The organism is Streptacidiphilus jeojiense (genome assembly GCF_000719095.1).
Lineage (GTDB): Bacteria > Actinomycetota > Actinomycetes > Streptomycetales > Streptomycetaceae > Streptacidiphilus > Streptacidiphilus jeojiensis.
Genome location: NZ_JOEH01000024.1, coordinates 38,178 through 48,164, shown reverse-complemented (window position 1 = coordinate 48,164; position 9,987 = coordinate 38,178). Strand labels below are relative to the sequence as shown.

At 67.4% G+C, this 9,987-nt stretch carries 11 protein-coding genes; 4 read left to right on the top strand and 7 right to left on the bottom strand.

Going from position 1 to position 9,987, the window contains the following annotated elements; translation table 11 throughout:
• Positions 1–95: 95 nt before the first annotated feature.
• The 4 genes from IF29_RS0129240 (at position 96) to IF29_RS46325 (ending at position 2,107) form a co-directional block, all read left to right on the top strand.
• Positions 96–329, top strand: coding sequence for a hypothetical protein (locus IF29_RS0129240; RefSeq protein WP_157623981.1), 234 nt, complete (start codon positions 96–98; stop codon positions 327–329).
• Positions 330–576: 247 nt separating this feature from the next.
• On the top strand, positions 577–1,179 hold the full coding sequence (locus IF29_RS0129235) for a hypothetical protein (RefSeq protein WP_157623980.1): 603 nt from the start codon (positions 577–579) through the stop codon (positions 1,177–1,179).
• Positions 1,180–1,184: 5 nt separating this feature from the next.
• Complete coding sequence (locus IF29_RS0129230; protein ID WP_157623979.1) at positions 1,185–1,415, top strand: hypothetical protein; 231 nt, start codon at positions 1,185–1,187, stop codon at positions 1,413–1,415.
• Positions 1,416–1,960: 545 nt separating this feature from the next.
• On the top strand, positions 1,961–2,107 hold the full coding sequence (locus IF29_RS46325; RefSeq protein ID WP_157623978.1) for a hypothetical protein: 147 nt from the start codon (positions 1,961–1,963) through the stop codon (positions 2,105–2,107).
• 208 nt (positions 2,108–2,315) lie between these two features.
• On the opposite strand, the gene IF29_RS47975 is transcribed toward IF29_RS46325, so the two are convergent.
• From IF29_RS47975 to IF29_RS0129190, 7 genes are all read right to left on the bottom strand, one after another.
• The gene (locus IF29_RS47975) at positions 2,316–2,606 is read right to left on the bottom strand and encodes a hypothetical protein (protein WP_051726172.1); all 291 of its coding nucleotides are present in this window, start codon (positions 2,604–2,606) and stop codon (positions 2,316–2,318) included.
• A 155-nt stretch (positions 2,607–2,761) separates the two neighbouring features.
• Complete coding sequence (locus IF29_RS43955) at positions 2,762–3,079, bottom strand: hypothetical protein (protein WP_051726171.1); 318 nt, start codon at positions 3,077–3,079, stop codon at positions 2,762–2,764.
• Positions 3,080–3,226: 147 nt separating this feature from the next.
• Entirely contained in the window at positions 3,227–5,710 is a 2,484-nt protein-coding gene (locus IF29_RS0129210) for a carbohydrate binding domain-containing protein (protein WP_030261127.1), read from the bottom strand.
• Between the two features lie 90 nt (positions 5,711–5,800).
• A complete protein-coding gene (locus tag IF29_RS0129205; protein ID WP_030261124.1) occupies positions 5,801–6,667 on the bottom strand; it encodes a glycoside hydrolase family 43 protein in 867 nt (288 codons plus the stop codon).
• A gap of 142 nt (positions 6,668–6,809) precedes the next feature.
• Positions 6,810–7,649, bottom strand: a complete 840-nt coding sequence (locus tag IF29_RS0129200; RefSeq protein ID WP_051726170.1) for a carbohydrate ABC transporter permease — start codon at positions 7,647–7,649, stop codon at positions 6,810–6,812.
• Positions 7,650–7,676: 27 nt separating this feature from the next.
• Positions 7,677–8,549 carry a carbohydrate ABC transporter permease gene (locus tag IF29_RS0129195; protein WP_030261121.1) on the bottom strand — a complete coding sequence of 291 codons (873 nt, stop codon included), beginning with the start codon at positions 8,547–8,549 and terminating at the stop codon, positions 7,677–7,679.
• 92 nt (positions 8,550–8,641) lie between these two features.
• Positions 8,642–9,865 (bottom strand): ABC transporter substrate-binding protein, encoded by a 1,224-nt coding sequence (locus IF29_RS0129190; RefSeq protein WP_232242643.1) that lies wholly within the window; start codon positions 9,863–9,865, stop codon positions 8,642–8,644.
• Between the last annotated feature and the right edge of the window lie 122 nt (positions 9,866–9,987).

The window sequence follows — 9,987 nt, the reverse complement described above, 5'->3', positions numbered from 1 at the left end:
CCGACACGACATCGGAGGAAGAGAGGGTGATCCACGTGGATGACTAGGCTGAGATTCGCAGGTTGCAGGGGGCTGAGAGGTTGTCGGACCAGGCTGTGGCCCGACAGCTGGGGATCTCCAGGGAAACGGCGTTGCGGGCGCTGGCCTCGGACCGGCTCCTGCAGTACCAGCGTCCGCTGAAGGGCTCGGCAGTCGACGCGGTCGAGCCGGCCGTCCGAGAGCTTCCAGAGGCGACTCCGACGATGCTTGTCACCGCGATCGCGGAGCGGATCGGCTGGGAGCGCGGACCGACGATCCTGCGCGAGCTGCAACCGCCCATCTTCCTGTGAACCCGGTCTCTCGCACGGTCTACCAGCCCGGTGAGCTCGCGCAATGCGACCTGTGGTTCCCGGCCGTCGACTCATTGCCCAGGTAGACGTCAGATCAGCGCAGTCCGAGTGTCTCGCCCTTCTGCAGTCCTAGCGCCAGTAGCCTATGGCGCTCAGATCGGTGGGAGCAGGTTCGCGTCGGGTAACTGCTCAAGCGATCGTGCCGCCGCGCGATCTTGGACCGAACAGGCGACGATCGATTATGGGCATGAAGCACGTAGCGGGCGTCCCCATCGGACTCGTCGTCTGCCGACTCGTATGGAAGAACTGGACGACCTCGTCCGATGACCCGCCCGAGGATCCTCAACCTTCGCGACGGCTACTCGTGGACCTGTCGATGCAAGAGCGCTCTCATCAGGCAACATCCGTCGCTGGCCTAAACGCCTTCGCTGGCGCCCTGCTGGGCTTCGAATCTGTTCTAGGGGTGGTCGGGCTCAATCTGGACTCTTGTCCTAACTGGAAGGGGGCGGCGCTCGCCGCACTGGCTATCGGCATCCTCGTCATCCTCATCTCGCTAGCAGACTTCGTCGCACCGGGCCACACACTCAGAGAGGACGAGCCGAAGAGGCTGAAAAAGTACCGCCTGCCTCTACGTAGCTACTCACTGTCACCGGCCGATTTGACCCATCATCTTGGGAAAGCTTTGCGGGACAGTGAGATGATGGCTTTCACGACTGTAGCCACGATCTACAACTTCAATGCCTGGTACACAATCGGGCCTAAGAAACGCTTCCTAACCATTTCAGTCTTCCTTCTAATCCTCGCTCTCACCCTCGGCGGCATCGGGGTAGGCGTGAAGGCAGCAAGGTGATCCTCTTGACCAGTAAAACCGACAAGCTCACAGGCAAGATCCGATACTCCAAGACGACGGCGAGTGAGGCGAGCCACCGTCGGCACCCGTGGCTGTTCCGGACCAAGGTGACTACTCCCAGCGGGGAGGAACTGCAAGAGGTGAACACCGCCAGAGCCACTGAAGCCGAATCCGCTACGTTCGAAGACCTGAAGAAGCAGTACCTCGATAAGTCGGTCGTCACTCACGGTGATTAGCGCGACCCATTTCTGGGACCGCCTGTTCCACCGAGGTGTGGGATGACGGCTGGCGGGTTCGCAGCGAGGATTCGGCACCCTCCAGCGCGGAGCGGCGATCAGACCCGTCCCACGAAACGGATCGATGCGCGAGCCCAGGCGCCGGGAGGCTGGCCGAGGGTTGCAGTTCGGGTTGCATTCGTCTCCGTTCAGCGGTGTCCACCTCGTCGTCGCCGCCGGAGACAACGCCAGCAGCAAGCTTCACAAGGCCCGGGCCCTGGGGGAGCGAAACCATCACACCCGAGGAACTCGAGCAGCGCCTCGCGGGGCATCTGTGAGCGGCGCAATCTGCCTGCATCCTGCGGTTGAGAATCTCCAGGTGTTCGGGTTCCGGTTGCTTGGGCTGGAGCGGGCCAACGCCTATCTCGGGGTCCCCGCAGCGCTGGCCGCCTTCGCAGGGCTCGCGCTGAGCGTGTTTGCAACCGTCTCGGCAGACCCGCAGGTTCCCGGCGCCACGGGTGCAGGACGACGGGTGATCCAACGGGCGAAGGCGTCGAATCGCCCAGGTGGCGGGTGACAGCGACACCAAGTCCGGCGGCTCAGGGGGCGATGCCGCGCATCGCGAAGCGCTCGAGGCAGATCAGGAGGCGAGCGCCGACGGAATCACGGAGATCACCCAGACCGGCGGCGACCAGCACCACGCGGAAGGATAGCGAGGGTAGTGGGGCGTCTTCCGGGCGACCGTACCGAACGGCAGGCGAAGGCCTCCGGCGACGCCCGTATCGTCCAGATCGCGGAAGACCAACACCAGCCCCTCCACATGTACGGCCGGACCAAGGAGTCGGCGGATGAGGCTTGGTCAGTCCCCACCGCTCCGGCTGATCACGGAGCTCACCGACCCCCCTTGAAGACGTGACCGGGTCAGACGCAGAGGACCGTGATCGCCTGGCTGCCGTGGATCTGATCCAGGTACGCCTGGATGTCGCCCTGGTCCGAGGTCGCGACGATCGCCGCATCGATCTCCACGGCCGTGAGCGCGACCAGGCCGTCCACTGGATCAGGCCTCTTCTTCGGGCTGAGATCCGCCCTGCCGATCAGTTCACCCACCCTGCGCCACTCCGCCTCGGTGTAGCAGCACACCACCGCGCAGTCCTTGAGGGCACGCGCCAGGTAGGCGGTGCGGGCGCCTCCCCGCCACGCCTGGGCGACCACTGGAGCAGGAACTACCGGACGCCCCGTCAGGCAGTACTCGGCGTGGAGTACTCGGGCTCGCCGATCCCGTGGATCAGCGAGCGCGATGAGCATCCCCGCGTCGTACACCACGTCACCGAGTGAATCGGCGTCAGGACACGTCGGGCAGCCCCAATTCATGCCGCGTTCCGACGGGAACGGATGGCTGCCGCCCTGGCTCGGGCTGCCGCAACCTGCTCCCTGATCCGAACGGATTCCTCTGTCGGTGCGTCGCTCGCTGACGTCCAGTCCAAGGACTCCGCCTCGGCTTCAGCAGCGGCGATGGCTGCGTCGATATCCGCGAAGGATGCGGCGATACGCTCCCGGCGCACGGCCTCGGTGAGTGCGGCAGCAACCACGAACGCAGAAACGTCCTGACCACCTTCCTCGGCGGCCAGCCTGATGCGTTCGGCCTGGTCGAGTTCCAGGCTGATGGAGATCCTCGTCTTCGCCATGATGAAATCGTATCACGCCGTAATACGGTGGTTGGGTCGGCAGTATCGTCGCAGGTCAGCGCAGTTCCCGTAAGACAGCTGTACTGCCTGATGTGGCCCTGAGCTCCGGGCCCGTCCGGTTGGCGGACGGGCCCGGGCTACACACGGTCAGGGGAGCTTGACCATGGTGAAGTCGTCGCAGTAGCCGGCGCCGGAGCCGGTGTTCTTGTAGCAGTAGACGCCGGCCGAGGTGGTGGAGCTGCCGGTGGTGAAGAAGACCGGCTGCTGGGTGTAGGTGGTGGTGGAGGACCGCAGGTAGGTCTCGGTGCCGCCGAAGGACTTGACGCCGATCGCGACCTGTTCGCCCGAGGTGGCGACCTTGGCCCAGCCGGCGAGCAGGTAACTGCCGCCGGCGGTGAGGCCGGTGACGGTCTGGATGGCGCCGCTGGCGCTGACGCCGGTCTGCAGGGCGTAGCTGCCGGTGCGGGCGTTGGCGGCGGTGACGGAGGAGGTGGTGCTGGTGCTCTGGACCCAGGGGGTCAGCGCGGCGGTCTCGAATCCGGGATTGGTGACGGCGTTGGTCGCCGAGCTGAGCTGTTCGACGGCGAGGTCGTCGCAGTAGCCCGCGCCGCTGCCGCCGGAGTTCTTCCAGCAGTAGACGGTGGCGGTGGTGCTGGTCGAGCCGGTGGTGAACAGCACCGCTGCCTGGGAGTAGGCGGTGGTGGCGATGGTGGTGTAGGTCTCGGTTCCGCCGAAGCCCTTGACGCCGATGGCGAGGGTCTCGCCCGCCGTGGCGACCTTGGCCCAGCCGGTCAGCAGGTAGGTGGTGGCGGGGGACAGACCGGTGAGCGCCTGGTTGGCGCCGCTGCCGGCGGCCGCGGTGGTCAGCGCGTAGCTGCCGGTGCGGGCATTGGCGGCGGTGGCGCCGGCGGCAGCGGAGCTGGCCTGGGTCCACGGGGTCAGCGCGCCGGTCTCGAATCCGGCGTTGCCGAGCAGGTTGCCGCCGGTGCCGTTGTCGGCGCCGATATTGGGCGCGGCGGTGGCGGAGACGGTGTTGCCGAAGGCGTCGAGGCCGCCGTTGGAGCTGATGACGGCTCCGGCGCGGATCACCGGTGAGGAGGGGTGGACCTGGTAGGCGCTCCTGCCGGTGTAGGCGGAGGCGGTGTTGAGGTTCCCCGCGTTGCGGAACTCGGGGTCGGCGGTGACCTTGGCGGCGTCCGCGGGTTCGCGGGAGGGGTGGTTGCCGTAGAACAGGTTGTTGGAGTAGGTGGAGCTGCCGGTGGTGGTGAAGTAGTTGCCGGAGCCATAGTTGAAGACGGCGTTGTTCTGGAAGGACAGTGCGCCGCTGATGGAGGTGCCGGAGCGGGAGTACAGGACCGGGGTGCTCAGGCCGTCCCTGACGTAGAAGGTGTTGTTGTAGAACTGCGGGACGGCGACGGTGCTGGTGCTCAGGTTGGGGACGCCGCCGACGAAGTGCAGCACGCCCGCACCGTGGGTCTGGGTGCCGGAGGTGGGGCAGCCGGAGTTGCTGCCGTCGTTCTCGCTGATGTTGTAGCGCACTACGGTGCCGTCGCTGGCCACCGTCGAGGTGGGCTCGTTGGCGATGGTGAAGGGAGGCATCACCAGCAGGAAGCCGCCGAGGTTCTGGTGGCTGTAGTTGTACTGGAAGGTGGTGTTGTGATTGCCCCAGTCCACGTCGAACCCGGTCCCGTCGGCGCCGTTGACGTGGCAGTACACCTCGTTGTTCTGCACCACGGTGTTGTTGCTGCCGGACATCCAGATGCCGGCCGAGGCCCCGTTGCAGTAGTTGCCGGACGGCGGGCAGGTGGAGTCGGAGCCGCCGTAGCCCGCCTTGTTGCCGTCGATGAGGGCGCCGTCGTTCTTGACGACCAGGATGTCGTCCGCGCCGTCGTAGGTCATGGTGTTGCCGCGGATGACGGTGTTGGTGGTCTGCCCGGTGCCCTGGCCGTCGGCGTCCGGGGTCACCGCGACCGCGATGCGGTCGACGTGGTCGAAGGTGTTGTTCTCGACGACCACGTCGTCCCAGGTGGAGATGGTGGTGGTGTGGTCGGTCTGCACGCCGACGCCCGCGTTGGTGGAGTACCAGCCGCCGCCGTAGCCGCTGATGTTGTGGATGTACATGTCGTGCACCCGGATGTGGTGCAGGATGCCGCCCGAGCTGTTCTCGGCCAGCACGCCGGAGCGGTAGGCCGGGGTCGAGGCGGAGTTGCTGAGCTCCAGGCCGCCGATGTCCCAGTACTGCTGGTTGAGCAGGTGGATGACGGGGCCGGTGGCCCCGGCGGCGTCGATCACCGGCTTGGCGCCGCTGCCGTAGGAGGTGATGGTGATGTTGCTGCCGGAGGCTCCGGAGCCGCCGGGGGCGAGCTGGCCGGTGCAGGTGGTGCCGGCCTTGAACTGGATGCTGTCGCCGGCGGTGAAGGTGACGGCGTTGACGTCGCTCAGGGCGTTCCACGGACTGGCGGCGGTTCCGGTGCCGTCGGTGGTCGCCGAGCAGTCGACGTAGTAGCCGGTACCGGCCGCCGAGGCGCTGGTGGCGGTGAGGGGGACCAGCAGCGCTCCCGCCAGGGCGGCGAGCAGCGGGAGGATCACGGAGGTCCGGCGGGCCGGACGGGTCGTGCTGCGACGCTTCATCGCGACGCTCCTTGGGTGGTGGGGTGTCCCCGACGGCACGGGATGCGCCGCGGGTCGCACGGTGGGCGCCCCTGACTCCGTCCGTCCGGCCTAGCCCGCGGAGAGCGCGGAGAGCGCGGGCAGATGGGCGGTCTTGAGGACGGAGGCGTGGCGCATGCCGGGGGGGAGGTCCAGGGGGACGCGTTCCCAGGCGAGTCCGTCGCGGCTGCGGGAGGCTCCGTAGCTGCCTTCGAGGTAGTGGTCGAAGATCATCACCATCTCCTCGCCGCGACGGAAGATGGAGGGCCCCTCGACCACGGAGGGGGTGACCGGTCCGGCGGAGGCGGTGTAGGGGCCGCCGGGGATGGTGAAGGTGGTCAGGTGGATGTTCTTGTGGGCGGTGTGCAGGTCGTTGGTGCCGCGTTCGTCCTTGTAGGCCATCAGGAAGCCGCCGCCGTCCAGGGCCCGGACGGTGGCGTCGATGACGGAGTGCCCGGGGTCGAAGAAGAGGCCGGGGGCGGAGAAGGAGGCGAAGTCGCGGGTGGTGCAGTGCCAGATGCGGTGGTTCTGGGTGTTGTGCTCGAAGTCGCGGCCTTCGGCGCTGCCGCCGGCTTCGACGACGGAGGACCAGATGAGGTGGTAGAGGCCGGTCGCCCGGTCCAGGAAGAACTCGGGGGCCCAGGCGTTGAGGGCGCCTTCGACGCCCGCCATCACCGGCAGGAGTTCCTGGGCGGACCAGTCGACCAGGTCGGCCGAGCTGGCGTGGACGATCAGCGGGCTGGTCCAGCCGTCGGTGGCGAGCAGGTGGAACAGGCCGTCCGGGCCGACGCCGATGAAGGGGTCGCGCAGTCGGCCGGTGCCGACGGTGCCCCGGAGCACGGGGCGGCCGCCGTTCACCGTCGCGAACGCCTGGCCGTCGTGGCTGTAGGCCAGATGGAGCGCCTCGTCGGCGTCGGTGAAGTAGGAGACCACGTACATGGGTGCTGGGGCCCTTCGGAGGGGCGTCCGGGCATGGCGGTGCCCTGGGGACGGCGGAGTCGTCGTGCGGTGCGGTGCGTTTCGGTGCGCGGCGGTGCGCGGCGGTGCGCGTTTCGGTGTCAGCGGGGCGTGGCCGGGTGCCTCACTTGACCGCCCCGGCGGACATGCCGGCGACCACCTGGCGCTGGAAGAAGATGAAGATCACCAGCAGCGGCAGGACGCCGAGCAGCGCGGCGGGGAACAGGGTGGTCGGCTGCACGGTGTGCGGATCGATCAGCGAGTAGGCGTTGACCATGACCGTGCGCTTGCCGGGGTCCTGCAGGAACACCAGGGGGACCAGCAGGTCGTTCCAGATCTGCAGGGAGACGAAGGTCAGCAGGGTGCTGGTGACCGGGCGGAGCAGCGGCAGGATGATGGTGAAGAAGGTGCGGAAGGCTCCGCAGCCGTCGATGGCGGCCGCTTCCTCCAGTTCGGGCGGAATGGAACGGATGAAGCTGGTGTAGAAGAAGACCGCGACCGGCAGGTTCAGCGCGGTGTAGATGAGGATGATCCCGGCGTAGCTGTCGAGCAGGTTCATGTCGCGCATCAGCAGGTAGAGCGGTGCGATGACGACGAACACGGGGACGGACGTGCCGAGGATGAACAGCCGGTACACGGCGGTGGACCAGCCCTGGGTGATCCGGGCCAGCGGGTAGGCGGCGAGCGAGCCGACGGCGGTGACGGCGACGCAGGACAGGCTGGTGATCAGCAGGGTGTTGAGGGTGCTGGTGCCGTACTGGATCTGGCTGAAGGCGGCGGAGAAGTTCTTCAGCGTGAAGGTGTGCGGCAGGCCCAGCGGGGAGCGGGCCACGTCGGCGGCGGTGCGCAGCGAGGTGGCGACGGTGAAGAGGAAGGGCAGGACGAACAGCAGCGTGCCGAGGCACAGCAGGACGGTGCCGAGCCCGTGGGCGAGGCGGCGCAGCTGTCGGGGGTATGCAGTCATGGTGGCGGTTCCGTCAGCTTCCCGTGGTCAGATTCGTCGCTCGCGGAGCCGGAGCAGGGAGGAGGTGGCGCTCGACAGGACCACCACGGTCACCAGCAGCAGTACCGACAGGGCGACGCCGTAGGCGAACTTTCCGCCGCCGAAGACATTGCGGTACACCAGCAGCGTCAGCGTCTCGGTGGATCCGGCCGGGCCGCCGTTGGTGAGTACCAGGGGGAACTCGAAGACCTTGAGCGAGCCGATCAGACTGAGCGTCACATTGACGGTGAGGGCCGGCGCGAGCAGCGGCCACTCGATGCTGGTGAAGCGCCGCCAGCCGGTCGCGCCGTCCAGGGCGGCGGCTTCCAGGAGCTCGGCGGGCATGCTCATGTAGCTGGCGAGGAAGATCGCACAGGAGTAGCCGGTGAACATCCAGATGTTGACGGCGGCCACCGAGTAGAGCGCGGTGGAGGTGTCGCCGAGCCAGACGTGGTCGAGGCTGTGCAGGCCCACCGCGTCCAGGAGTCCGTTGATGCCGCCGTCGGGGGCGAACAGGTAGGTCCAGATGAAGGCGGCCATGACCGGGGATATCAACGTCGGGGTGAGCAGCACGACGCTGAGCAGCTTGCGGACCCTGGCGCGGCGGAACAACATGCTCGCGAACAGCAGTCCGAGGGCGTTCTGGGCGACCACGACGACCACGGCGTACAGCACCGTGTGCCACAGCGCGGCGACGACTTCGGAGTCACTGGCCATGGTCTGGTAGTTCTTGGCGCCGACGAAGTCGGCCATCGGGCCGCCAAGACTGTCGGTCATGCTCAGATAGAGACCGCGGGCCAGCGGATAGAGCATGAACAGGCCGTAGACGACGATCGCCGGGAGCAGGAAGGCGGCCATGGTGGCGCGCCGTCGGTGGAACACGGTGGGTCCTCCTTCTGCCTGGAGAGCCGGGCGGGGGCGGAACGGAGGCGGGAAGCCTCGCCCCGCCGCGGCTTGACCAGGGACGGGCCTGGTTACTTCGCGTTGGCCGCGGTCTGGATGTCCTTGAGGGTCTGCTCCTCGGAGGCCGAACCGCCCAGGTACGCCTGGATCTTGGCGCCGGTGGTGTTCTCGCTGGTCGAGGCGTACCAGGAGTCGGAGGGCAGGATGCGGTAGCGGCCCTCCTTGAACGCGGCGGTGAACGCAGCGGTGGAGGTGTTCTCCGGGGTGGTGCCGCCGGTGAAGGGGGACTCGGCGTTCTCGGCCGTCAGGTACTGGGAGAGGTTGGCGCTCTGCGACCAGAACTCGACGTACTTGCGGGCGGCGGCGCTCTGCTTGGAGGCGGCGTTGACGGCCCACATGGTGCCGGAGAACAGCATGTCGTTGGGCTTGGTGCCGGCGGCGCCGGCCGGCCAGGCGGTGAAGGAGATCGGGAAACCGGCCTTCTCGGTGCTGGAGACCTGCCAGGCGCCCTGGTACCAGAAGGCGCTCTTGCCGGCGCTGAAGTCGATGGCGCCCTGGGACCACTCGTCGATGCCGAGCTCGTTCTTCCAGTTGACGTAGCCCTTGTCCTCCAGGGTCTTCAACTGCTCGAGCGAGGCCTTCCAGTCGGGGTCGAAGGAGGCCTTGCCGGCCAGGAAGTCGGCGTCCCAGGTCTTGTTCGCCTGGTAGACCAGGGTCGATCCGGCGGCCTGGAAGACGGAGCTGCCGGTCCAGGCGCTCTTGTCGGGCAGCGAGATGGGGTTGATGCCGGCGGCCTTGAGCTTGGCGAGGTCGGCGAGGAAGGTCGGCCAGTCGCTGGGGGACTCGGTGATGCCGACCTTCTTGAGCAGGCTCATGTTGGCGTACAGGCCGATGCCGATGAGCTCCATCGGCATGGCGAGGGTCTTGCCGCCGGTGGTCGCGAAGGGCTTGGCGTCGGAGGCGATGTTCGCGGCCCAGGACTCGTTGGACAGGTCGGCGAGGTAGCCGGAAGCGCCCCAGGTCTTCATCTTGGTGGTGTCCACCATGATGACGTCGCCCGCCTTGCCGCCGAGCAGCTCGGGGTTGAGCTTCTGCAGGTAGGTGTCGTTGGCGGTGATGTACTCGTAGTCGACCTTGATCTTGGGGTTCGCTGCCTCGAACGCCTTGTTGATCGCCGCGACGTTGGCCGGCTCCGAGCCGCCGCCCTTCCAGCCCTGCACATGGATGGTCACGGTTCCGTCGCTGGACACCGCCGACGTACTGCCGCTGCCGCATGCGGTCAGCGTTATCGCCATGGCGGCAATCGTGGTGGTGATCGCGAGACTTCTCCCAGAGCGCTTCATTGCACACCTCAGCTGTCATGTCGGATGGGTTCTCGCCGACCGTCCACTGCCGTGTGGGCGGGACCGGTGGGCGT

Coding starts and splice junctions, on each gene's coding strand:
- IF29_RS0129235 (WP_157623980.1), top strand. CDS start 577: ATGAAGCACGTAGCGGGCGTCCCCATCGGACTCGTCGTCTGCCGACTC.
- IF29_RS43955 (WP_051726171.1), bottom strand. CDS start 3,079: ATGGCGAAGACGAGGATCTCCATCAGCCTGGAACTCGACCAGGCCGAA.
- IF29_RS0129210 (WP_030261127.1), bottom strand. CDS start 5,710: ATGAAGCGTCGCAGCACGACCCGTCCGGCCCGCCGGACCTCCGTGATC.
- IF29_RS0129205 (WP_030261124.1), bottom strand. CDS start 6,667: ATGTACGTGGTCTCCTACTTCACCGACGCCGACGAGGCGCTCCATCTG.
- IF29_RS0129200 (WP_051726170.1), bottom strand. CDS start 7,649: ATGACTGCATACCCCCGACAGCTGCGCCGCCTCGCCCACGGGCTCGGC.
- IF29_RS0129190 (WP_232242643.1), bottom strand. CDS start 9,865: ATGGCGATAACGCTGACCGCATGCGGCAGCGGCAGTACGTCGGCGGTG.